Source organism: Bacillus sp. B1-WWTP-T-0.5-Post-4, from assembly GCF_009183795.1.
Taxonomy (GTDB): Bacteria; Bacillota; Bacilli; order Bacillales; family Bacillaceae_G; genus Bacillus_A; species Bacillus_A cereus.
This window is the reverse complement of record NZ_WEIJ01000020.1, coordinates 20,029-42,844: the sequence shown is the minus strand read 5'-3', so window position 1 is coordinate 42,844 and position 22,816 is coordinate 20,029. Positions and strand designations below refer to the sequence as shown.

The following is a 22,816-nucleotide window of genomic DNA, read 5'->3' as shown; positions in this document are numbered from 1 at the left end:
ATCCAGAACTTGCATTAGAAATAGATAACTTAGAAACAGTCTGTGTGGATTGCCATAATAAAGAACACGGTAGAGTGTTTGTTAAAAAGATAAACAAATGGGAAAACGATGAAAAGTGGTAAAAATGGTTCGGTAATAACACCCCCCCTTAAATAATTTCATGAAAAAATGCTCTAAGGGGCACCGGAGGAGGGGGTTAACTGTCAGGTTTTTTTGCTAAATTTACGCACGTAAGGGGGGTGGTGACTGTGAAGAACAAAGCGAAAGTAAAAAGAGAACTATTAAATCGAATAGATGAAGAAAATAGCATTCAAGTTGAGAAGGTTGAGAGGTATTTAAACCTCTTAGAATTGTACTATCAATTGGATGAAGCTATTGAAGAGTTTGGGACAATGATTACTACAATTAACGGATCGCAAAAGTTCACCAAACCAAACCCAGCGATTGCGGAGAAAAATAAAATTAACAGTTCATTAATTGCATTAGGAAAGGATTTAGGATTAGATTTTAATCCTCCTAAGACTGATAATTCAAATACTGGATATAGCAAAAGTGATTTAACATGATTAAGCAAAAGTATGTGGAAGAATACATTGATCTTTATCGTTCAGGAAAGGTAAAGTTCAACAAAGAAAGAGAACTGTTAATTAATTATCTAGAAGAATATGTTTTAAACAGAGACGATTTGTATTTTGATGATGAAATGATTCAGGATTGTATCAATTTCGGTGAGAAGTGGTATTTTCCTTTGCAACCATTTCAAAAATTCTTAATAGCATTCGTTTTTTTACTTTATAAGAAGAATGGCCGTGTATTTTATCGCAAGTTCTTGTGGATGTTAGGGCGCGGTGGTGGTAAAAACGGTTTAATATCAGTTATCGCTCATTTTTTAATTAGTGAATTACATGGGATACCTGAATATAACATATCTGTTGTTGCAAATAGTGAAGAACAAGCGAAGACAAGCCCTGATGAAGTAAAGAAAACAGTTCGCAGACATGAAACGTTAAAAAAGGCTTTCAAAGCAACTGAAACACAAACTACTTCAAGAGCTACTACAAGTGTATTGAAGTTTAGAACATCAAACGGAGATACAAAAGATGGTTTGCGAGACGGTGCGGTAGTTTTCGATGAAATACATCGATATGAAAGTAATAAAGATGTCCGCGTCCACATCAGCGGCTTGGGAAAAAGAAAGAATCCGCGTGAGTTTTATATTGGTACAGATGGATATGTACGAGATGGTTTCTTAGATAAATTAAAAGAAAAAGCAATGAAAGTTTTAAGAGGTGAAGCGCGCCCAAATGCTGTTTTCCCCTTTATCTGTAAGCTTAATGACGAAAGAGAAGTTGACGATTTAGATAAATGGGAATTCGCAAATCCTATGTTATCAAAGCCATTAAGTGAATATGCTGAAGGCTTATTTGAAACGATGAAGGAAGAATATGAAGATTTAGAAGATGATCCAGATAACCGAATTGAATTCATGACAAAACGAATGAATTTACCTGTGTCAGATTTAGAACGTTCGGTTGCAAAGTGGGAAGAAATTAAAGCAACAAATCGTCCGTTTCCTGAATTGTACGGCCAAGAATGTATTGGAGCCCTAGATTTTGCTAGTATTAGGGATTTCGCTGCTTGTGGTCTTTTATTCAGGGTAGATGGTGAATATATTTTCAAAACTCATTCGTTTGTTCGAAAAGAGTTTGTTGATATTTACTATGGATATTCTAAAAAAGCAAAGGAATTTAAAAAAGAGAAATATGCACCAATTAGGGAATGGGAAGAGCAAGGTTTATTAACTGTTGTGGATGAACCAACTATTAATCCTCAACACATCGTTGATTGGTTTGTTGAAATGCGTGAATCATATGGATTGAAAAAAGTTATTGCTGATAATTTCCGTATGGAAGCAATAAGGCCACTTTTAGAGGCTGAAGGCTTTGAAATAGAAGTTATAAGGAATCCTAGAGCGATTCATAGTTTGCTAGCACCTCGAATTGAAATGGCATTCGCAAATAAACAAATCGTTTTTGATGATAATCCTATGATGCGTTGGTATACACAAAACGTATTGGTTGTTATTAAAGCTGATGGTAACAAAGTTTATGAGAAGAAGGAGCCGGTTCGTAGAAAGACTGATGGTTTCCAGTGTTTTGTACACGCTCTTTATAGGGCTGATGAAATACAAGAAGTAACAGATTTCATTATAGGTGATATTAAATTCTAATAAAGGGGGTGATGATAATTGGATGGATCAGTGATGTATTAAACAAAAACAAGGAAATTAAATTTATGTTTGATGTAGATATGTTTATTGATACAGCAAACAGAGTCCACATGAAGCGATTAGCTATTGATACTTGTATATCTTTATTAGGGAGAACAATTAGTCAATCAGAATTTAGGGTGAAAAATGGTGATGAGTTCGAAAAAAACGAACTATATTATCGGTTAAATGTTAGGCCGAATAAAAACATGACAGCAAGTACATTTTGGGAAATATTCATTCGAAAGCTTGTTTATGATAATGAATGTTTAGCTATTCAAGCTGATGATGGAGATTTACTTATTGCTGATGACTTTGAACATAACGAATATGCTGTGTTTGAAGATACATTTACGAATGTCACAGTAAAAGATTATCAGTTTAAGAGAAGTTTTAAACAAAGTGAAGTTATCCATTTGAAATATCGAAATGATAAGTTATCACCACTTATCGATGGACTATTTGCTGATTATGGCGACTTATTCGGAAGAATTTTAAGTTCTCAGAAACGAAAAAATCAAATTCGTGGCGTAGTTGATATGGATATGATCGGTGCTAAAACACAAGAACAAGTGGATAAGTTACAGAAATTCATAGATGACATGTATCAAGCAATTGGTAAGAAAGATATTGCTATTGTTCCGCAGCAAAAAGGAATCGAGTACAAAGAAGTTTATAATGGATCTGCTAATGGCCCTAGTGTGGAAGAAATAAATAAAGTTACAAATGGTTTTTTAAATCAAGTAGCAATGGCAATGGGGATACCTACAGCTTTAATCTATGGTGAAATGGCTGATGTAGAAAAACAAACTAAAAACTACATGCTTTTCACAGTGAAACCTTTGTTGAAAAAGATTTCTGATGAAGCTAACGTTAAATTTTTTGAAAAAGAAGAGTATCTTTTAGGTAAAAAAATTGAAGTTAAAGCTGTATCTTATCAAAGTATATTTGATCTCGCTACAAGTATTGATAAACTCATTTCTTCAAGTGCATTTACAGGAAATGAAATTCGATTAGAAGTAGGATATGAAATTTCAGATGATCCTAATTTAAATACACATCATATTACGAAAAACTATACGAAATTAACTGAATCTGAAGGAGGTGAGAATACAAATGACGGTGAAAATTGACGTTAAAGGGCCAATTATTTCAAATGATGAAGCTTGGATTTATGATTGGTTTGAAATGGATGCAACAAGCCCAGGGAAGATTACAAAACAACTTGATAACGCAAATAGTGAGGATTTAATTGTGTCAATCAATAGTCCTGGTGGTTATGTAGATGAGGGTTCGGAAATTTACACAGCATTAAAAAATTATCCTGGTCATGTGGAAGTTCAAATTGTTGGTTTAGCGGCAAGTGCAGCTTCTATTATTGCGATGGCTGGTGATAAGGTGCGTATTTCCCCTACAGCACAGATTATGATTCATAACGCTTCTATGTTGAGTGGTGGAGATCATCGTGATATGTCAAAAGCAGCTGAGATGTTAAAAGTAACTGATCGTACACTTGTAAATGCTTATGTCATTAAAAGTGGTAAATCAGAAGAAGAGTTACTTAATATGATGGCTGATGAAACATGGATGGGACCACAACAAGCATTAGAAAATAATTTTGTGGATGAAATCATGTTTATGGAGAATCCAGTTAAAATGACAGCTTCAACTGCTACTGCTGCCATGCTTCCACAGAAAGTAATCGATGGTTTTAGAAATGGAACAATGAACAAGGGCCAAGGAATTACAAAAGAAGATTTAAACGCTGCACTATTAGGCCTAAAAACCGAAATTCTGAATGATTTACAAACAAATACAAATCCAAAAGAGCCTATTCAAGTACCTGTTAATACAAAACAGAATTTGAGTACGCTCTTTTTAAATTTAGGAGGAAAATAAAATATGGTTATTAAATTTAATAATTTTGAAGAAAAGAAACTAGCATTTGCGAAAGCTACACAGGAAGGTACACCAGAAGAACAAACAGCAGCATTAAATTCTATGATTGGAGCACTTGCTACAGATGTACGAGCAGATATTTTAAATCAAGTGAATGAATCAATGGTAGATCGTTCTATTATGCAGTCTCGTGGTGCTAATGTATTAACAAGTGAAGAAATGAAGTTCTTTAATGCAGTAGTTGAAGAAGGTGGATTTAAGTCTACTGAAACTTTACCTAAAACAACTCAAGAACGTATTTTTGATGACTTAGTTGAAGATCATCCTTTCTTACAACATATTGGTTTAGAGAATTTAGGTGCAGTAACAGAATTCGTTTACGGAGATCCAGAAGGTGCAGCGGTATGGGGGCCATTATTTGATGGTATTAAAGGTCAATTAAATGCTACATTCCGTAAAGATAGCATTTCACAACTTAAATTAACGGCATTTATTCCGTTAGCAAATGACATGTTAAAACTTGGTCCAGTATGGGTAGAACGATATGTTCGCACAATGATTACAGAAGCGATGAAAGTAGGCTTAGAACGTGGATTTGTAGCTGGTACAGGTAAGAATGAACCTATTGGGTTATTAAAAGATCCAAGTGGAAGTGTAGTTGGCGGAGTGTATCCAGATAAAAAGCCAGTAGGTACTTTAACATTTGAACCAGGTCGTAAAACAATCAACGAATTAAAAGGCGTTGTTAAATTGTTAGCTAAAAAATTAAATGCTGATGGTTCAGACGCAGATCGACCAAAAAATATTGCTGGTAAAGTAGTTATGGTAACTAATCCGTTTGATACTTTTGATATTCAGGCAAACGCGACAATTCAAAATGCAGCCGGAGTATATGTAACTAGCTTGCCATTTAACCCAATCCTTACAGAATCAGTGTTTGTACCTCAAGGAAAAGTATTATTCTTTGTTAAAGGTCAATATGTTGCGGCAATGGGTGGAACAGAGCCAATCAAGAAGTATGAAGAAACATTAGCTTTAGAAGATGCAACTGTTTATATTGCTAAACAATATGCTACAGGTAAACCGAAGGATAAATACACTTCACAAGTTTATACACTGAAACTTGAAGAAGTAACGCCACCGACACAAGGATGATGTGAATGGAAACAGTAATTTCAGATGTAGTATTACAAGAATTTAAAGATAGGATGCACTTAGGGGATGAGGAAGATGATAACCTAAAGCGCATCCTTTCTACGTCTAACAAGGCATTACTTAGGGTTTGTGGGAATTATGATTTAAATAAAGACGAGGAGTTCAAAGAATTAGTCTTTGAACGTTCTCGTTATGTCTATAACGATGCATTAGAGTATTTTGACAAGAATTTTTTAAGTCAGATTAATAGTTTAGGTATCGATAAAGCATTAGAAGAAATTAAATTGGACGGTGATTAATATGCGTCCTTTTCAGTACAAGAAACCACTGAATACAGGTGATTTTAGAAATCGAATTATCGTTGAACAACCTGAAGTAATAAAAGATGAATTGAATCAAGAGGTTGAAACAGGTAATTGGCAAGAAGTAAAAAAAGCCTGGTCAATGATAAAAACGGTAAAAGGTTCGGAGTACATTGAAGCTTCAGCTTCACAGTCTACACGAATTTATAGGTTTGTGACTCCTTATACAACAGGTATTACAGAGTTAATGCGAATTAAAATGAAAAATCGTATCTTTGACATTATCGAACCGCCAATGAATGATGATGAAATGTATCAAACATTGACTATTATCGCAAAGGAGCATACTTAATATGAATGATTTTGCGAGTGAGATTGCTAGAGAATTACAAAGATATGCGAATGTTGTGGAAGAGGAATTACTGACAGCGCAAGAAGAAGTTTCTGATGTTGCCATAGAAAAATTAAAGCAGAAAAGTCCTAAAAAAACAGGTGCATATCGTAAAGGTTGGCGTAAGAAAAAAGAAGGCAATGGTGTTGTTATCCATAATACTCAAGGACAATTAACACACCTGTTAGAAAAAGGACATGCGAAAGTTGGCGGTGGGCGTGTTCCGGCACAGGTGCATATCCGTCCAGTTGAAGAATATGTAATTGATGAATTGCCAAGACGTATTGAAAGGGCGGTTCAACAATGACGTTAGGTGAATTAACAAAAATCCTTGAGGCTACAGGTTATCCTGTGGCTTATTCGCATTTCACAGCAACGCCGACCAAGCCAGTTCCAGCGCCACCTTATATATGTTTCCTTGTGGATGGATCAGCAAATTTAATGGCTGATAACAAGGTTTATCACAAAATAAATGATTTAAATATAGAGCTTTATACAACTAAAAAAAACTTAGTTGTAGAGGCCAAACTTGAAAAAGTTCTAGACGATCATGAGATTCCTTATGACTCACCGATTGAAGGAATTATTGAATCTGAAAATATGTATCAGAAAATATATGAAATGAGGTTGATATAAATGCTTAAAGAAAATAAAGTTACGTTTGGTTTAAAGAATGTACATTATGTCCCATTTGATACTCAAGATTTTTTAGTAAAGTTTGCAACACCGATTCCATTGCCTGGTGGGGTTGAACTAACATTTGAGCCGCGTGGTGATTTAATTGAATTCTATGCAGATGACATGCTTTATTACGCAGCAAGTAATAACCAAGGTTACGATGGAACATTAAATATTGCCACTATTCCAGAGCAATTTGCTATTGATGCGTTAGGCGAACAATTAGATGAGACAGATGGTGTATTAAATGAATTAGCTGATGCTAAAGGGAAACCATTTGCATTACTATTTGAATTCGATGGCGATGTAAATGCTACTCGACATGTTATGTATAACTGTGCAGCGAGTCGTCCAACAATTGCATCTAAAACAAAAACAAATTCAGCCGAACCAAATACAAATGAACTGAAGTTTGTTTCTAGTCCAATCGTTTTAGCTCCTGGTGGAAGACCAATGGTTAAAACAAAAACAACATCTAAAACAACTCAAGCAATTTATGATAATTGGTACAAAGAAGTATACGTTAAAAAACCAGCAGCACCAAAAGGAGCGTAATAGTAAATGGAAAAGACAATTACAGTAGATGGTCAAGATATTCGTTTGAAAAGTACAGGAGGGACACCAGTCCGATTTAAAGCGCAATTTGGAAAGGATTATTTTGCACAACTTCTCAAGTTAGCACCACTTGGGAAAATCGATATGGAAAATCTAGATCCAAGTAAGTTAGATAGTGTGGATTTCGAAGTGTTTTATAATCTTGTTTGGACTATGGCGAAAACAGCTGATCCAAAGATACCAGAACCGATGGTATGGTTAGATTCATTTGATGAATTTCCAATCATTGAAATCTTAGAAGATATTCAAGATATGATAGCTTCCACAATTCAATCTAAAAAAAAGTTGTAGATAGCAATACTAATTGTCAACAAGGAGCGGATCAGGGTGATGTATTCACCACTGAGACGTTCCTTGTTTTGTGTTATAAATGCAAACTTACAAAGGCTGATTTAGAAGATATGACAATTGGTATGTGCCTTGATTATATCGATGAGTATTTAGAAATGCAGAAACCACCACAAGAAAAAACGCGTAAAGCAACGCAAGCAGACTTTAACAATTTCTAAAGAAGAGAGGTGAGAAAATGGCAGGAAGAATTAAAGGGATTACGATTGAAATTGGTGGAAATACAGAGCCGTTACAAAACGCGTTAAAAGATGTAAACAAACGAAGTAACGATTTAACAAAAGAATTAAAAGATGTTGAACGTCTTTTAAAATTTAATCCAGGTAATGTTGAAGCATTAGCGCAAAAGCAACAATTACTTACACAAGCAATTGAAAATACAACCCAAAAGCTAGATAAATTGAAGGCAGCCGAACAACAAGTACAAGCTCAGTTTCAAAACGGAAAGATTTCTGAAGAACAATATCGTGCATTTAGGCGTGAAATTGAATTTACAGAAGGATCGCTTAATGGCCTGAAAGGGAAACTTGCTGGATTAAAAGCCGAACAAGAGAATGTAGCAAGTTCAACAAGACAATTAGAAACCTTATTTAGAGCTACAGGGAAAAGCGTTGATGATTTTGCAGGAGCGTTAGGAAATCGTCTTGTGAATGCAATTAAAAGTGGCACGGCTACCAGTAGGCAGTTAGATCAAGCAATTGGTCTTATTGGTCGTGAAGCATTGGGAGCAGAAGCTGATATTGAAAAGTTACAACGTGCGCTTCGTTCTGTTGATGATGGTAATTCAATACAACAAGTTCGAAATGATTTAAGGGACCTTTCACGTGAAGCTGAAAGAGCCGGGAAAAGCTTCAAAGAATTAGATATCGGTTTAGAAAATATGTTAGGTGGAGCGATGGCAGCTGGCGGTATATCAGGAGTAATCGAAAAGGCTCTTGATACTTCTAAACTAAAAACAAAAATTGACGTAACATTTGAAGTTCCACCTTCTTCAAAGAAATCAGTTGAACAAGCTGTTCGTGGAATTGAAGCATATGGTGTAGATGTGGAGGAAGCTCTTGAAGGAACGCGTAGGCAATGGGCTTTAAACAAAAATGTAAGTGATGAAGCAAATACAGCTATTGTAAAGGGAGCTTCAGCAATTGCGACTTCTTATGCTGGCATTGATTTTACAGAATTAATCCAAGAAACAAATGAGGTTGGCAGTGAATTAGGAATAACAAATGATAGTGCTTTAGCTTTAACAAATGCATTATTAAAAATGGGATTTCCTCCAGAACAATTAGATATCATTGCTGAATATGGCGGGCAGTTAACACGAGCTGGGTATACAGCTGAAGAAGTACAAGCTATTATGGCAGCTGGTGTTGATACAGGCACTTGGAATTAGATTATAGTTCCCTTGTATGGCGACATACAATGAAAAACTCCTTTAATTCAGTGAAACTCTCAAATGAGACAATACTGAGCGAAGCCTTTTAATTAAGGAACGTGCAACGACTAGTCGAAAGACGTAGGGTGTAAGCAAATGACACTCGAAACGGGGAGCAACTCAAGTAGTTGAAGATATAGTCTAATCTATGCGGTGACGTATAGCAGTTCATAAAAGAACGGGCGTGACGTTGCGAATCACGTTGAATGTAAATGATTGATAATCTCTTAGATGGACTGAAAGAAGGGCGGATTAAAGCGGCCGAGTTTGGTAAAGAAGTCGATAAATCAATGAAGGAATCCCTTGAAGGTACGAAAATTTCAGCCGATCAATTACAAAAATGGGGACAATCTGTAGCAAAAGGTGGTAAAGAAGGTTCAGCCGCTATGACAAGTATCGCTAAAGCTTTAAATGAGGTTGAAAATGAAACAAAGCGAAATGAGATTGGTGTTAAGCTCTTCGGTAGATGATAAATTGTGCCGAAGTAAAATTGCGGTATTAAGCAAGAAGGGTGAGATTCCTAACTTGAACCGAAGGCTATATAAAATATAGTCAGGGGCAGAGCATAGAGGGTGAAAAGATATAATCCCTCCACGAGACCGCGACACTTATTAGTGAAAACGTATGCCGAGCTTGCATAAATAGGAAGTGCAAGAAGTAGAGGATAAAAAGCCTTTACGATAACAAAATGACAATGTTTGAAGATCAAGGGCAAAACATTATAGATACATTGTTAAATGCTCAAGGTAAAGTTATAGATTTAAATGTGAGTCAAGAAGAGTTAAATGCAATGATTAAGAAAATGGATGCAAGTCCAGCTGTAAAGTTCCAAAAAGCAATGGGAGATTTGAAAATGGCACTTGAGCCACTTTTAGGCATAGTAGCCAACATTATTGGAGCATTTGCAAGTTGGGTTTCGGCACACCCGGCATTAGCCGCAGCATTAACCACAATTACGGTTGCATTAGGAATATTAATCGGAGCTTGCATGGCTTTAGCCCCGGTATTTGTCACCTTATCCAGTATAGCTGGAATAGTAGGTGTAAGTATTGGGGCTGTTGCTGGTCCAGTTGCATTAGTGGTAGGAGGATTTATAGCCGCCACCGCAGCGATAGTAGGATTGGTAATCGGAATAAAAAATTTGTGGCAAACAAATGAAGGTTTTAAAAATAGTATTACTGGTGTGATAAGTGGAATACAAAGTTTTATCGATATCTTAGTATCATTAGGTAAATACCTATTTTGGACAGCGGCAGATGGAGATTACTTAAATGATTGGATCACTCACCTTCCCGAAGGATTTCAAAATGCAGCACAAGTCATTGGTATGGCAGTAAATAAAATACGCGAAGCGTGTCTTCATCTTTTTGATGCTGTTAAAGCTGTTTTTTCGGGGGATTTCAGTCAATTAGGAGAAATTTTCAAGACAATTGGTCCTTCTATAGCAGGCGCAATTATTGGTGGACTTCCTGGTGTTCTGGTCTCTGTATCTCGTTATTTGCCAGCGATATCAGAGTATTTAAATGCAAACTCAGGAATAATTCTTGAAACCATAACAAATATCTTTACCAATATAGCAAATTTCGTAACAACAGCATTACCACAATTTCTTGAAGCTGGATCTCAAATGATTTCAAGTCTTGTGAATGGTTTGGTTGTAGCGGCTCCAATTATTCTTGAAGCCATTGTTGGAATCATTAATACAATTTCGCAAATGATTGCAACTTATCTTCCTATGATTATTCAAACGGGGATTCAAATTATTCAAACATTAATTTCTGGAATTGTACAGGTCTTACCTACTCTTATCGAGACAGGGCTTCAATTGATTATGACTTTAATTAATGGAATTATGCAGATGATTCCGCAATTAATTCCAATAGCTGTAACGATTATCGAGACCATTATTAATGGGATTATGTCATTTTTACCTCAGTTAATTGAAATAGGAATAAATTTATTAGTTTCATTAATCACAGGTATTACACAAGCCTTACCTATGATTGCTTTAGCAATTATCACAGTCATTACGACTTTGATTGAAGCCATTACCGCAAATTTACCTATGATTATTGAAGCAGGTGTTAAAGTTTTAACAAGCTTAATAGATGGAATCATAAAAATGCTACCGCAATTAATAGATTTAGCAATAAATCTTATAACAAAAATAGCAGATACATTACTAGCAAACTTACCTAAAATAATTGAATCGGGTATAAAAATTCTAATGGCTATTATCGATGGAATTGTAAAAGTCTTACCGCAACTTATTAATGCGGCCTTAGATTTAATTGTTAAAATTGCATCCACATTAATCGCTAACTTGCCAAAGATCCTTGAAGCTGGTATCAAAATTTTGCTCATGTTAATTACTGGTATTATAAAAGTTCTACCAGAATTAATATCCGCAGCATTAAAACTTATCATTACTTTAGCAGGAGAATTAATTAAAAATTTACCTAAAATCCTTGAAGCTGGTGTTCAATTGATTTGGGCTTTAATAAAAGGAATTGTAAGCATGGTAGGACAATTAGGGTCTACAATCGTAACAGATATTATACCGAAGATTGTTGATACTTTAAGGAAAGTTGATTTAATTAAGATAGGGAAAGACATTATAAGCGGTCTGATTGACGGTATTGGTAGTATGGCTGGAAAAGTAATGGACAAAGTTAGATCAATTGGTAACAGCATTTTAGATGGTTTTACTGGATTCTTTGATATCCACAGTCCATCACGTGTGATGCGTGATAAAGTTGGTAAACATATTGGTAGTGGTCTTGCAGTCGGTATCCAACAATCTTCAGGTGTAGTTCTTCAAGTAGTACAAGACCTATCAAATTCTGTATTTGGTATTCTAGAAAACACCTTAAATGCATTTAATCGTTCAAATATGAATGGAATGATGAATAATAATCCACTTCAAAAATACTTTGAAGCAATATTTGAAGACGGTGATTATCTAAATGACTGGATTACACATTTACCAGTGGACATGAGAGATGCATTGAAAGCAGTTGGTAAAGAACTAGAGGGTTATGATGTTAATAGCGGTATGAGTGCTGATAACCCTGTAGCACGTTATATACGTAGTGTGTTAGAGAGTGGCGATCCATTTCAAGAAATATTAGAAGAGGAATTTGTAGAATCAGGAAAGTGGCTAGAAATCGGTAAAAAAGTTGCTGGATTTAGAGAACAAATTTTTAAAGACTTCTATAATGATCCGAATTTAAATCCAAATAAAGATAATATGTTATCCTCCGCATTTGAAAACATCTTTAATACTGTGAATAATACTTTTAAACAGTTTAGTCAAATGGGTAACAGAGCTGGGAAAAGTATTGGGGATGGACTTGCAGAGGGCATGAAAAATTCAATAGGGATTATTAATCAAGCTTCTAAAACAATGAGTGCAGCGGCAGTACCAACAGTTAATGTAGGTAATTTAGGAGCACAAGCTAATGGGTTGTATCAAACTCAAGGAATAAATGGTGAATTTGCGGTCCCAGGTGGCGGATTAGCAATTGAAGTGCCTGTTAATTTAGATGGACGAGAAGTTGCACGTGGTACTTATCGATATACAACTGAATATCAAGATAGAGAAAACAAGAGAAACTCAGCCTTTTAGGTTTGGGTTTCTTTTATTTTATAAAGAAATGGGGTGTCAAAATGAGCTCTTTTACATTTAACAATCAACGAAAAGAATATATTCAAATAGAAAAAGGATGGAGTCCACCAACATGGGCACCTCTAAAACGTAATTTCTTAAAAATACCTGGATATCCAGGCGCAAGATTATTAGGAACGGATACAGATCCTCGTCCACTTCCTGTTCCTGTAGGAATTATCGTTCCAGATAGAACAGATTTAGAAACGTTAAAAGAAGAAATAGCAGCATGGTTAATTACAGAAGAAGCAGTTGAGCTAGTATTTGATGCAACTCCTGATCGAACATATTTAGCTATAATTGATGAAGATTTTAATCCTGATGATTTCGTTACGTTAGGTAAAGGTACTTTGAAATTCATTTGTCCAATGCCTTATAAATTAGGACCTACTCGAACAGTAGATTTTCAAACAGGTGCGCTTGGGTTAACAGCAAATGTTCAAAACAAAGGAACCGTTCATTCTAATCCTATTATCGAGGTTAACATTACGAAACCAAACACTTTTTTAGATGTATGGTTCGGCGGAGTATCCTTAAGTGATCGAGATTATTTTCGTATCGGTATGCCACTAAAAACTGTGGAAAAGCCTGTAGAAAGGAATCAGCGTATCGTATGGGATGAAATGGCTACTACAGTCGGATGGAGTAAAGTCAGTGCAATGGAAGATGGTGAGCCAGTTGGCGAAATGAAATCAGATAAATATCAATTTTATTGTTCTGATTTTGGTACTGGAACAGGTAAAGGATGGCATGGTGCAGCTGTTAAAAAGAGTATACCTGGTGGTCCTGTACAAGATTTTATTATGCAAGCCTACGTTACTTGTAAGAGTAAGAAAATCAATGAAATGGGACGAGTTGAGATAGCAATACTCGATGAAAATAGTAAGGTACTTTCAAAAATTGCTATGAACGATCTCTATTGGCAAGCCGAACAAAATTTTGGAACGATGGTTATTGGATACGATAATAAGCCAGGGAAAACAGGATTGATTTATGAAAGCGGTGATTATCCGAATACATGGAATCAATATTTTGGTCGATTGTGGATAGCTAGAACAGGAAACGTATGGGAAGCGTATATTTCAAAATTCCTTCCTGGGACAGAAAAAGATGATTCAGAACGTTTCGCACGGTGGACTGATGAAAATAACTATCACATGGAAAAAGCAGCTCAAATACAGATTAGCATTATGCAATGGCAGGATGTACCGCCAGTAGAAGCGATGTCAGTTAGTGATTTAAAGTTTTGGAAAGTGAATTTAAATACGAAAAACACACCGCCTTATATAGTAGATGTTGGCGATAAAGTCGTAATTGATACAGAAAATAGTCATGTAACGATTGAGGGGAAGGATGCAATTAATATTAAGGACATTTTCAGTAATTTCCCTGTCATTAATAAAGGTTTGAATACACTAGAAATTATGCCTTCTGATATCGGAACAGCAAAGGTTAAATATAGGGAGCGATTTAGATGAGAACACCAAGTGGAGTCTTGCATGTTATTGATTTTAAAACGAGTCAAATCGTTTCAGCTATACAACCAAAAGATTATTGGGATGATAAACGTCATTGGGAAATCAAGAATAATATCGATACTTTAGAGTTTAAAGTATTTGATAACACGACATATGCAGCAACACTTATGCAACAAAACTTAGTATTAAAAGAAGTAAGGGATGGGCGTATTGTTCCGTATGTAATCACTGAAGTAGAAAAAGACCCTAACGATAGATCCGTCATTACTTATGCATCAGGTGCATGGATTAATCTTGCTAAAGATGACTATATTCGTCCACAGAAAATTGAAGGTAAGACAGTAAATGAATTTATGGATATTGCTCTTATAGGGACAAAATGGAAACGTGGCAAAACGGAGTATGCTGGATTTCACTCTATGACTATTGACGAATTTATAGATCCATTGAGTTTATTAAAAAAGATTGCTTCCCTATTTGAACTAGAAATTATATACCGTGTTGAGGTGGTTGGTTCTCAAATTGCAGGTTGGTATGTAGACATGGTGAAAAAAAGAGGAAGAGAAACTGGAAAAGAAGTCACGTTAGGTAAAGATTTAGTTGGAATTAAGCGTATTGAAAACTCACAAAACATTTGTACAGCTTTAATCGGCTTTATCAAAAAAGAAGGCGGAGAAGTTCTCACTATTGCAGATATAAACAAAGGTATGCCATATATTGTAGATAATGATGCTTTTCAACGTTGGAACGAAAAAGGGAAACATAAATTTGGATTTTACACACCAGAAACAGAACAAGATATAACACCAGAACGTTTATTGACTCTTATGAAAACAGAGTTAGCAAAACGTGTGAATACCTCGGTTTCTTATGATGTTCAAGCACAAAGTATAGGGCGTGTATTTGGACTAGCTCACGAGTTAATCAATGAGGGAGATACAATTCGAATTAAAGATACTGGATTCACACCTAAGCTTTATTTAGAAGCGAGAACAATCGCTGGTGATGAATCTTTTACAGATCCTACACAAGATAAATATGTGTTTGGTGATTATCGTGAAATTACTGATCCAAATGAAGAACTACGAAAGATTTACAATCGTATTCTTAGTTCACTAGGAAGTAAGCAAGAACTGATAGATCAGTTAGATAAATTAGTGAAAGATGCAAACGAAACAGCTAATAATGCTAAGAAAGAATCCGAAGCAGCGAAAACATTGGCTGAAAAAGTGCAAGAGAATCTTAAAAATAACACGGTAGACATCATTGAAGCTAAGAATCCACCGACAACAGGACTTAAACCTTATAAAACACTTTGGCGTGATATTAGCAATGGAAAGCCTGGTATTTTAAAAATATGGACAGGTACAGCTTGGGAGTCGGTTGTACCAGATGTTGAATCAGTTAAGAAAGAAACTCTTGAGCAGGTTAATGAAGATATTGAGGCCACAAAAACAGAATTAAACCAAAAGGTACAAGAAGCACAGAATCAAGCTACAGGACAATTCAATAAAGTACAGGAAGGTTTACAAGGTGTCAGTCGTACAATTTCTAATATCGAAAATAAACAAGGTGAAATCGATAAGAAAGTAACTCAGTTTGAACAGGATTCTAATGGATTTAAAACTTCTATTGAATCGTTAACGAAAAAAGATACTGACATTAGCAATAAATTAAATACGGTTTCATCAACTGTGGATGGCAATACAAAGTTAATTACATCAGTAGAGAAAAAAGTCGACGTTATAGATAGTGATATTACCAACTTGATGATCGGAACAAAAGAATTGGTGGCACCTGTTATCTTTAAAGGTGGAACAGTTAAGTTATCACAAGATAAATTCAACGGAAATGCTGTTGTTGATATCACTGGTTCATGGCATGGTCTAGCCTATCAATGGAAGACATTGTTTGATGAAGGTAAGGTAAAAGTAGGAGACACTATCACATATAGCGTATGTGCGCGTTTAAAAGATTGTCCTGCTGGAACTACTGGTAGAAACTACTTCTACAATCAAATTGATTCAGTTGGTAATGATGTAAGTACAGACTGGAAGCGTTTTGATTTTACGATGCTTGTTAAACAGGAACATTTTAATAATAAAGAAAACCCTATCTTTCAGATTCGACTAGAGTTTGATTACAGTACATTAACTAACGCTGATAAAAAAGCTACTTACCAGCAATCATCTCCTATGATTTCAATGACTAAGAAGGGTTATCCGTGGAGACCTGCACCAGAGGATACACAAGATTCTGGAACGTTCACTAAAGTTACAACAGAAATAAAAGAAGAAGCTGGAAAAATTTCAACAAAGTTAGAACAGGTTGAGGCTCGTACTGTAGGTGGTGAAAACTGGCTAATTAATACAGGTCCAAACGAAAGACCTCAAACAATCGGGATGATCGGTGGCGCGGTATTGAATAAAGTTACTTCATTTGTTCAGCCTGGCGAATATGTAGCGATTGAATGTCAAGATCATACAGATGCCTTTTATCAATTCCATCTAGATAACACTAAAATAGGAGACTTTGAAAAAGGTAAAGATATAACAATATCTTTAGACCTTCAAAATGATATAAATTTAGATTTCACTTTATTCCAATACATCAATGGATCGTGGAATGAGTCAGTACAAAAGCCTGTGCCAGCTAAAGACTGGCGTCGTGAGTCATGGACATTCAAAATCGATGTTCGTGCTACTGGTTGGGGATTTAGAATTCGTTTTGCTAGAAATGAAGCATCTAAAGGGAAAAGGTTCCGTTTCAAGAAAGCTAAACTCGAAAAAGGATCTGTTCCAACAGACTTCAGCAAATCAACATATGAATTAGAGCAAAGTGTGGATGGCGTAAAATCTACTGTAACTAAGGTGCAGGATAGCCAAGCCGGATTCGAAAAACGCATGACTACAGTAGAACAAACAGCAACTGGATTATCTTCCACAGTGAGCAATTTAAATAATGTAGTATCAGATCAAGGGAAAAAGCTTACTGAAGCAAATTCAAAACTCGAACAACAGGCAACAGCAATCGGTGCAAAAGTTGAGCTTAAACAAGTAGAAGATTATGTTGCTGGATTTAAGATACCTGAGTTGAAGCAAACAGTCGATAAAAATAAACAAGATTTATTGGGCGAATTAGCTAACAAACTTGCAACTGAGCAATTTAATCAAAAAATGACTTTGATTGATAACCGCTTTACTATCAATGAACAGGGTATCAATGCTTCAGCCAAAAAGACAGAGGTATATACAAAAGAGCAAGCAAATGGGCAATTTGCTACATCATCTTATGTAAGAGATATGGAAACCCGTCTTCAGCTAACTGAAAAGGGCGTTAGTATATCTGTAAAAGAAAATGATGTAATCGCAGCATTCAATATGAGTAAAGAAAACATTACTTTGAATGCGAACAGGATTAACCTAAGAGGTTTTATTACAGCAGATCATATCAAAGGGCAAGTTTTAGAAGGAGTAACACTTAAAACGAGTGGAAACAGATTTGTTGAAATAAATAGGCAAGACATGAAGATTTTTGATTTAGATAGACCACGTGGTTATATAGGATTTATGGAAACAACTGATGGAAGTATCCAACCTTCATTCGTACTTGGCTCTGATAATAGAAAATACGCTGGTACAGGATCGTTCTATATTTATCAAACGACTCCACGAATTAATGGCGTTGAAGAACCATCTAAAGCTTGGGCTACACTTGGAATATCTAAAGGACAAAATGCGGAAGGTAATAGTATATGGTCATCATATATTCAAATGCAGAATGACGGTGGACATCTGTATACCTATGCAGCCGGAAGATTATACTTTGATAATTTGAATGACATTGTTTTTAACTCAGTAGGATGGGCTCGAGGATACGGGAAGTTTATAGTGACAACAACAGAACCACATTATTTTAAAAATGACTATGGTGAGTTTCATTTTGATAGAAAAAGTACTGGTAACAGTATATACTTTGCCAATGGCGTTAATGATCATGATTTAAACATGGGAAGATTAATGCTAAGAGCAAGTCTTGTATCAGGCTATGATATGAATTTACAAATTAAAGATGTGTATGGTAATGGATGGCGAGATATAGAATTAAGAACGCTGCGAGCGCAAGAAAATGTAAATGCCAATGGTCAAATGTGGGCGAAAGCATTTAATCCTACATCAGCTAGGAATATGAAAGAAAACATAAAAGATATCCCTTTCTCAGCTCTTGATAAAATCATGAGTTTAGCTATCAAACAGTACAACTTCAAGGACGACATGTATGATCTGTATCAAATGCGTGTGAACAAGCCGGAAGAACAAACAGAACCATATACAACAAAAGAAATTGAAACGTATTTCGGTATGATTGCAGATGATACGGAAGATATATTTACAGATAAAGAGAAACGGGCCATTAATTTATATAATACTGTTTCAATCTTTATTGCAGCTTTCCAACAGCAGTATCATCAATTTAACGAAGAGTTAACTACTGTTAAAGGTGAGAATAAACAACTAAAAGAGCAAGTTGCGACACTAGCAAGCGATGTGTCTACATTAACAGATTTAGTTCAAAAATTAATAAGTGAGAAACCAGAGCAGCCATAAGCTGGTCTTTTTTTATTATCTAAAAAAGGAGAGGAAAAGATGGATCGTATTGATGTATTATTAAAAACATTTATTGCCACTTTTGGTGGCTTCTGTGGGTATTTCTTGGGAGGATGGGATGCAACATTGAAAGTTCTAGTAATCATGGCAGCTATCGACTATATCACAGGAGTAGTCGCAGCAGGATACAACGGAGAGCTAAAAAGTAAAGTTGGTTTCAAAGGCATCGCCAAAAAGGTGGTGCTTTTTCTTTTAGTTGGAGCGGCAGCTCAATTAGATGCAGCGTTAGGTAGTAATAGCGCTATTCGTGAAGCGACAATTTTCTTCTTCATGGGCAATGAATTACTTTCACTTTTAGAAAATGCTGGTCGAATGGGTATTCCGTTGCCACAAGCTTTAACAAATGCAGTTGAAATTTTAGGTGGTAAACAAAAACAAGAAGAGAAAAAGGGAGATGTTCAGTAATGGAGATTAAACAAATGTTAGTGTCAAAAAGTCGATACGATGCTTTATGCCCGCATGAGATGAATCCAACTGAGATTACATTCCACAATACGTATAACGATGCTCCAGCTATAAACGAGCGAAACAATGTCGCTAACAATAGTACTGGAACATCATTTCATATAGCTGTGGATGATAAAGAAGCTATTCAGTTAATTCCTTTTAACAGAAACGCATGGCACGCTGGAGACGGTGCTAATGGAAGAGGAAATCGTCATAGTATTGGGATTGAAATTTGCTATTCGCAATCAGGTGGAGAAAGGTATCGCAAGGCTGAATTAAATGCAGTTGAAGTGATTGCTCAATTAATGATTCAGTTTGATATACCGATCAGTAAAGTTAAGACTCATCAAGAACGAAACGGAAAGTACTGTCCACATCGAATGTTAGATGAAGGACGTGTTCAGTGGTTTAAAAATCAATGTGCAAATAGAGCATCTAGCATTAAAAAATCAAATAACACACAAGAAGCAGGAAAGGTGGAGATTATAGTGGATAAATTTAATAAAGTTGTTACGTATGAATTTGGAACAGCGTTAGTACCAGAAATGTTAGGGATGATGGATTCTTTAGGATATGAATCTCGTATCATTTCTGGTGGAGACAAGCAAGGTCTAGTTAGGTTTGAGACAAATTACCGCCAAGGTAATGAACTAGATCGAGCAACAGCATGGTTAGATGCTAAAGGGCTTAAATATTTCTATACAAAAGAATAGTTTAATAAAAAATAAGAGCCGTCCTGTGGGCGGCTTTTTTAATTTCTATGTAGTTAGAATTTACTTTTAGATAATGCCTTTAGTATTGGATTAACAATCCTACTGATTAAACGAAACCCTCTAAATATTGACTGGACAACCTTCATATAATCATCCCCCTTAAATTAAGTAAATCATACCAATTTAAGAAGAAAATTGTAAGATTAATTTTCTAATTACATCCAGAAATCATCAAAATCAACTTTATAACCTTTCTTCTTTAAAGCTTTAATTATTTTTTGACCATTGCTCATTGATGGCTTGTGTTTGTTTGATCTTGAAATTCGACTAAGTGTATTTTGATTTACTCCGCTCCAGTCCTTCAAATCTGTCTGAGTAATATTGTTTTTTCTTAGAAATTTACCAAACCTTGATATTGGTTTCCCCAAACCAAACAAATTAAACACTCCTATTCTTAAACACTTTGTTACTCACATTTTTACCAAAGCTTAATTTTTTTAAACAAAAGTGTTAATAATGTCCAAGCCATCCACAATATGATGTATCAAGGTTGCTAACAAAGTAGCTATCAAACTTATTATCAAAGTAGCTACCAAAGTAAATAGCATAATTGCTATCAAGGTAACTAGTATTTGTACTATCAAAGGAGCTATCAAGTTAACTATCAAAGTAATGCTATCAAGGTATTGTGGCGATAAACCTATGTATCATCAGGATTTTAAATTCTGTTTATAAAGGGGAGTTTTATATGTTAACTACATTTATTTCTTTAGGAGTTTTAGGAGCAACAACAATTGGTGGAGCGATATTAGAAAAACACCTTGTAAGAAATGATCACGTTGCAGCAGCTAAACTTTTAAGCGATGGAATGTATCACGGAATGAGAATAGGTGGAGTTTGTTTCATCGGCTATGTATTTATCAAAATCTTAATCATGTTCTAGGAGGGGGTGAAATGGGAATCATCAAAGAATGGCTTCATAAACAAAGTTTGAAGAATCAACTTATAGAGGTATTTGGAAAGGCGGGTTTATATGTGGACCATCAAACAAGAGGTGGGAAGGTACCAATTTATCCAAAGATACATTCCATTTCTTCCACACAAGAAAATGTTCGATATGTATTTACCATTCCAAACGGCTTGGATCCGAAGACGATTGAAAAGAAATGGTTTTGCTTTCAACAAATATTAGGACGTAATGTAGCGATTAAAGGTGATATCAAAAAGTTTGTGCTTAATGTATTTCAATCAGATGCTGGATTAAAACCATACAATTACAACTTTAAACAATGGCATCCATTACTAAAACAACATCGTCTTCCTGTTGTAGTAGGACGTGACCAATTTGGAAACATGATTGTGTATGACATGGTTGATTCAAATACACCGCATTTATTAATTGCAGGAGAAACGGGGAGCGGTAAAAGTAGTATGGTACGTGTTGTGCTATCCACACTCATTCAATACATGTCCCCTGATAAATTACATTTGTACCTGGGCGACTTAAAAAACTCTGAATTTCATTTCTTACGAAGAGTGAAGCATGTAAAAGAGGTTTGTATGGAAGAAATAGAAATGAAGATCATGCTGCAGAAAGTGTGGAAGGAAATACGTGAACGTAGAAAACTGATGGAAGAGTATGAAGTGGAACATATTGATGAATATAACAAAATGAATCCTAACAATCAGAAACCATATATCTTACTTGCTATTGATGAAGTGGCGATGCTTCAAGATGAGAAAGAATGTATGACCAACATTGAAAAGATATCGGCAGTCGGCAGGGCGCTAGGAGTCTTCCTCATGCTCAGTATGCAACGTCCTGATGCAAAAGTATTAGATGGCAAGTTAAAACTTAATATGACTGTAAGAATGGGCTTTAAATGTGATAGTACGATTAACAGTAATATCATGGGTACGCCTGGATCAGAACATTTAGAGCAATCGGGCCAAATGATTTTAAAACTAAATGGATTAAAGAAAGTGCAAGCTCCTTATTTAGAATTAAGCAAAGCGAAACAAAGCGTTGAACCTTATCGCGTTCCAAAAGATGATATGAAGCTTCAGATTCCTCCACAAGAAGAGAACCAATTGTTTGGGGTGTTAGATTATGAAGAGTAGAGATAAAGCGATACTGGGCGATTTGAAACGTTTTAGATGTATGTCACGTGATGACATTATAGATTTACATTTTCATGGGGTGAAAAATGCAGTTACTTGCTGCAATACAGTCATGAAACGATTAAGGAGAGATGGTCATGTAGATGCCAATATCACACAGCAGCCATATATATATTTCCCTCAACCTAGCACACTTCGAAAAACTAGCCAAAAGATCCCCCACTTCCTCGGCATTGTGGACGTATATAAACAACTTATTCATTATGAAAAACCAAAACTATTTAAAGTTGAACCGAAATATGGAAAAGAATTTATGGAACCTGATGCATTTACAATATGGCGCAGATCTCCATTCTTCATTGAAGTTCAAAAGTCAGTTTACAGTAAAAAGATTATGCAAGATAAAATCAACAGGTATGAATTATACTTCCACAGTCAAGAATGGCACAACGAATCCTGGCAACCAAAGGACTCTAAATTCTTTCCATCAATACTCATTATTACTGATAAAAAGTATGACGTAACTTCCTCCAATTTACGTATTTTTCAAGCAACATCCATACATGATTTCATGGATAAAATAGCGGTGAAATCATAAGAGAACCCTACTTAATTGTGGGGTTTTCACGTTAAC

The 22,816-nt window shown here is 35.5% G+C and carries 23 protein-coding genes and 1 pseudogene; 23 read left to right on the top strand and 1 reads right to left on the bottom strand.

The genetic code is table 11. From position 1 onward, the window contains the following. The 20 genes and pseudogenes from GBN91_RS28045 to GBN91_RS27955 all read left to right on the top strand — a co-directional run. Positions 1 to 122: HNH endonuclease (locus GBN91_RS28045; protein ID WP_193222137.1), on the top strand; the 122-nt coding region annotated here is incomplete at its 5' end. Between the two features lie 126 nt (positions 123 to 248). Beyond that, positions 249 to 566 carry a P27 family phage terminase small subunit gene (locus tag GBN91_RS28040; RefSeq protein WP_097981711.1) on the top strand — a complete coding sequence of 106 codons (318 nt, stop codon included), beginning with the start codon at positions 249 to 251 and terminating at the stop codon, positions 564 to 566. Further along, positions 563 to 2,230 carry a terminase TerL endonuclease subunit gene (locus GBN91_RS28035; protein ID WP_152122856.1) on the top strand — a complete coding sequence of 556 codons (1,668 nt, stop codon included), beginning with the start codon at positions 563 to 565 and terminating at the stop codon, positions 2,228 to 2,230. The genes GBN91_RS28040 and GBN91_RS28035 overlap by 4 nt, the downstream gene beginning before the upstream one ends. Positions 2,231 to 2,241: 11 nt before the next feature. Next, a complete protein-coding gene (locus GBN91_RS28030; RefSeq protein ID WP_152122854.1) occupies positions 2,242 to 3,402 on the top strand; it encodes a phage portal protein in 1,161 nt (386 codons plus the stop codon). After that, the gene (locus GBN91_RS28025; RefSeq protein ID WP_152122852.1) at positions 3,386 to 4,168 is read left to right on the top strand and encodes a head maturation protease, ClpP-related; all 783 of its coding nucleotides are present in this window, start codon (positions 3,386 to 3,388) and stop codon (positions 4,166 to 4,168) included. Before GBN91_RS28030 ends, GBN91_RS28025 begins: the two co-directional genes overlap by 17 nt. Positions 4,169 to 4,171: 3 nt before the next feature. Further along, entirely contained in the window at positions 4,172 to 5,323 is a 1,152-nt protein-coding gene (locus GBN91_RS28020) for a phage major capsid protein (RefSeq protein ID WP_098223524.1), read from the top strand. Between the two features lie 5 nt (positions 5,324 to 5,328). After that, positions 5,329 to 5,622: a hypothetical protein gene (locus tag GBN91_RS28015; protein ID WP_152122850.1), complete on the top strand. Its 294-nt coding sequence runs from the start codon at positions 5,329 to 5,331 to the stop codon at positions 5,620 to 5,622. Position 5,623: 1 nt separating this feature from the next. After that, positions 5,624 to 5,977 (top strand): phage head closure protein, encoded by a 354-nt coding sequence (locus GBN91_RS28010; RefSeq protein ID WP_152122848.1) that lies wholly within the window; start codon positions 5,624 to 5,626, stop codon positions 5,975 to 5,977. 1 nt (position 5,978) lies between these two features. After that, positions 5,979 to 6,323, top strand: coding sequence for an HK97 gp10 family phage protein (locus GBN91_RS28005; RefSeq protein WP_152122846.1), 345 nt, complete (start codon positions 5,979 to 5,981; stop codon positions 6,321 to 6,323). Continuing rightward, entirely contained in the window at positions 6,320 to 6,652 is a 333-nt protein-coding gene (locus tag GBN91_RS28000) for a hypothetical protein (RefSeq protein WP_152122845.1), read from the top strand. The genes GBN91_RS28005 and GBN91_RS28000 overlap by 4 nt, the downstream gene beginning before the upstream one ends. Continuing rightward, positions 6,653 to 7,249: a major tail protein gene (locus GBN91_RS27995; RefSeq protein WP_089148342.1), complete on the top strand. Its 597-nt coding sequence runs from the start codon at positions 6,653 to 6,655 to the stop codon at positions 7,247 to 7,249. Between the two features lie 6 nt (positions 7,250 to 7,255). After that, the gene (locus GBN91_RS27990) at positions 7,256 to 7,600 is read left to right on the top strand and encodes a hypothetical protein (protein WP_000415940.1); all 345 of its coding nucleotides are present in this window, start codon (positions 7,256 to 7,258) and stop codon (positions 7,598 to 7,600) included. Between the two features lie 68 nt (positions 7,601 to 7,668). Next, positions 7,669 to 7,818 (top strand): hypothetical protein, encoded by a 150-nt coding sequence (locus tag GBN91_RS29100; protein ID WP_000338226.1) that lies wholly within the window; start codon positions 7,669 to 7,671, stop codon positions 7,816 to 7,818. 17 nt (positions 7,819 to 7,835) lie between these two features. Further along, positions 7,836 to 9,044: pseudogene (locus tag GBN91_RS27985) on the top strand (hypothetical protein); the annotation flags it as partial. A 257-nt stretch (positions 9,045 to 9,301) separates the two neighbouring features. Then, on the top strand, positions 9,302 to 9,559 hold the full coding sequence (locus GBN91_RS27980; RefSeq protein ID WP_152122840.1) for a hypothetical protein: 258 nt from the start codon (positions 9,302 to 9,304) through the stop codon (positions 9,557 to 9,559). A 218-nt stretch (positions 9,560 to 9,777) separates the two neighbouring features. Further along, on the top strand, positions 9,778 to 12,717 hold the full coding sequence (locus GBN91_RS27975) for a phage tail protein (protein ID WP_152122838.1): 2,940 nt from the start codon (positions 9,778 to 9,780) through the stop codon (positions 12,715 to 12,717). A gap of 41 nt (positions 12,718 to 12,758) precedes the next feature. Continuing rightward, positions 12,759 to 14,234 (top strand): distal tail protein Dit, encoded by a 1,476-nt coding sequence (locus tag GBN91_RS27970; protein WP_152122836.1) that lies wholly within the window; start codon positions 12,759 to 12,761, stop codon positions 14,232 to 14,234. Beyond that, entirely contained in the window at positions 14,231 to 18,841 is a 4,611-nt protein-coding gene (locus GBN91_RS27965) for a phage tail spike protein (RefSeq protein ID WP_152122833.1), read from the top strand. The genes GBN91_RS27970 and GBN91_RS27965 overlap by 4 nt, the downstream gene beginning before the upstream one ends. 39 nt (positions 18,842 to 18,880) lie before the next feature. Then, positions 18,881 to 19,306, top strand: coding sequence for a phage holin family protein (locus GBN91_RS27960; protein ID WP_016513771.1), 426 nt, complete (start codon positions 18,881 to 18,883; stop codon positions 19,304 to 19,306). Continuing rightward, positions 19,306 to 20,061, top strand: a complete 756-nt coding sequence (locus tag GBN91_RS27955) for an N-acetylmuramoyl-L-alanine amidase (protein ID WP_152122832.1) — start codon at positions 19,306 to 19,308, stop codon at positions 20,059 to 20,061. The genes GBN91_RS27960 and GBN91_RS27955 overlap by 1 nt, the downstream gene beginning before the upstream one ends. A 215-nt stretch (positions 20,062 to 20,276) precedes the next feature. On the opposite strand, the gene GBN91_RS27950 is transcribed toward GBN91_RS27955, so the two are convergent. After that, positions 20,277 to 20,498, bottom strand: coding sequence for a helix-turn-helix domain-containing protein (locus GBN91_RS27950; protein ID WP_072191408.1), 222 nt, complete (start codon positions 20,496 to 20,498; stop codon positions 20,277 to 20,279). A 311-nt stretch (positions 20,499 to 20,809) separates the two neighbouring features. On the opposite strand from GBN91_RS27950, the gene GBN91_RS27945 reads away from it, so the two are divergent. Genes GBN91_RS27945 through GBN91_RS27935 form a run of 3 tightly spaced genes read left to right on the top strand, consistent with a single transcriptional unit; the run spans position 20,810 to position 22,780 of the window. Continuing rightward, positions 20,810 to 21,004 carry a hypothetical protein gene (locus GBN91_RS27945; RefSeq protein WP_152122830.1) on the top strand — a complete coding sequence of 65 codons (195 nt, stop codon included), beginning with the start codon at positions 20,810 to 20,812 and terminating at the stop codon, positions 21,002 to 21,004. An 11-nt stretch (positions 21,005 to 21,015) separates the two neighbouring features. Further along, positions 21,016 to 22,182: an FtsK/SpoIIIE domain-containing protein gene (locus GBN91_RS27940; protein ID WP_152122828.1), complete on the top strand. Its 1,167-nt coding sequence runs from the start codon at positions 21,016 to 21,018 to the stop codon at positions 22,180 to 22,182. Continuing rightward, complete coding sequence (locus tag GBN91_RS27935) at positions 22,172 to 22,780, top strand: replication-relaxation family protein (protein WP_152122825.1); 609 nt, start codon at positions 22,172 to 22,174, stop codon at positions 22,778 to 22,780. The genes GBN91_RS27940 and GBN91_RS27935 overlap by 11 nt, the downstream gene beginning before the upstream one ends. The last annotated feature ends 36 nt before the right edge of the window (positions 22,781 to 22,816 follow it).

Bases quoted from the DNA above. Each gene is read 5' to 3' on its own strand.
- GBN91_RS28035 (WP_152122856.1), top strand. From the start codon at position 563: ATGATTAAGCAAAAGTATGTGGAAGAATACATTGATCTTTATCGTTCA.
- GBN91_RS28030 (WP_152122854.1), top strand. From the start codon at position 2,242: ATGATAATTGGATGGATCAGTGATGTATTAAACAAAAACAAGGAAATT.
- GBN91_RS28025 (WP_152122852.1), top strand. From the start codon at position 3,386: ATGACGGTGAAAATTGACGTTAAAGGGCCAATTATTTCAAATGATGAA.
- GBN91_RS28020 (WP_098223524.1), top strand. From the start codon at position 4,172: ATGGTTATTAAATTTAATAATTTTGAAGAAAAGAAACTAGCATTTGCG.
- GBN91_RS28015 (WP_152122850.1), top strand. From the start codon at position 5,329: ATGGAAACAGTAATTTCAGATGTAGTATTACAAGAATTTAAAGATAGG.
- GBN91_RS28010 (WP_152122848.1), top strand. From the start codon at position 5,624: ATGCGTCCTTTTCAGTACAAGAAACCACTGAATACAGGTGATTTTAGA.
- GBN91_RS28005 (WP_152122846.1), top strand. From the start codon at position 5,979: ATGAATGATTTTGCGAGTGAGATTGCTAGAGAATTACAAAGATATGCG.
- GBN91_RS28000 (WP_152122845.1), top strand. From the start codon at position 6,320: ATGACGTTAGGTGAATTAACAAAAATCCTTGAGGCTACAGGTTATCCT.
- GBN91_RS27995 (WP_089148342.1), top strand. From the start codon at position 6,653: ATGCTTAAAGAAAATAAAGTTACGTTTGGTTTAAAGAATGTACATTAT.
- GBN91_RS27990 (WP_000415940.1), top strand. From the start codon at position 7,256: ATGGAAAAGACAATTACAGTAGATGGTCAAGATATTCGTTTGAAAAGT.
- GBN91_RS27980 (WP_152122840.1), top strand. From the start codon at position 9,302: ATGATTGATAATCTCTTAGATGGACTGAAAGAAGGGCGGATTAAAGCG.
- GBN91_RS27975 (WP_152122838.1), top strand. From the start codon at position 9,778: ATGACAATGTTTGAAGATCAAGGGCAAAACATTATAGATACATTGTTA.
- GBN91_RS27970 (WP_152122836.1), top strand. From the start codon at position 12,759: ATGAGCTCTTTTACATTTAACAATCAACGAAAAGAATATATTCAAATA.
- GBN91_RS27965 (WP_152122833.1), top strand. From the start codon at position 14,231: ATGAGAACACCAAGTGGAGTCTTGCATGTTATTGATTTTAAAACGAGT.
- GBN91_RS27960 (WP_016513771.1), top strand. From the start codon at position 18,881: ATGGATCGTATTGATGTATTATTAAAAACATTTATTGCCACTTTTGGT.
- GBN91_RS27955 (WP_152122832.1), top strand. From the start codon at position 19,306: ATGGAGATTAAACAAATGTTAGTGTCAAAAAGTCGATACGATGCTTTA.
- GBN91_RS27945 (WP_152122830.1), top strand. From the start codon at position 20,810: ATGTTAACTACATTTATTTCTTTAGGAGTTTTAGGAGCAACAACAATT.
- GBN91_RS27940 (WP_152122828.1), top strand. From the start codon at position 21,016: ATGGGAATCATCAAAGAATGGCTTCATAAACAAAGTTTGAAGAATCAA.
- GBN91_RS27935 (WP_152122825.1), top strand. From the start codon at position 22,172: ATGAAGAGTAGAGATAAAGCGATACTGGGCGATTTGAAACGTTTTAGA.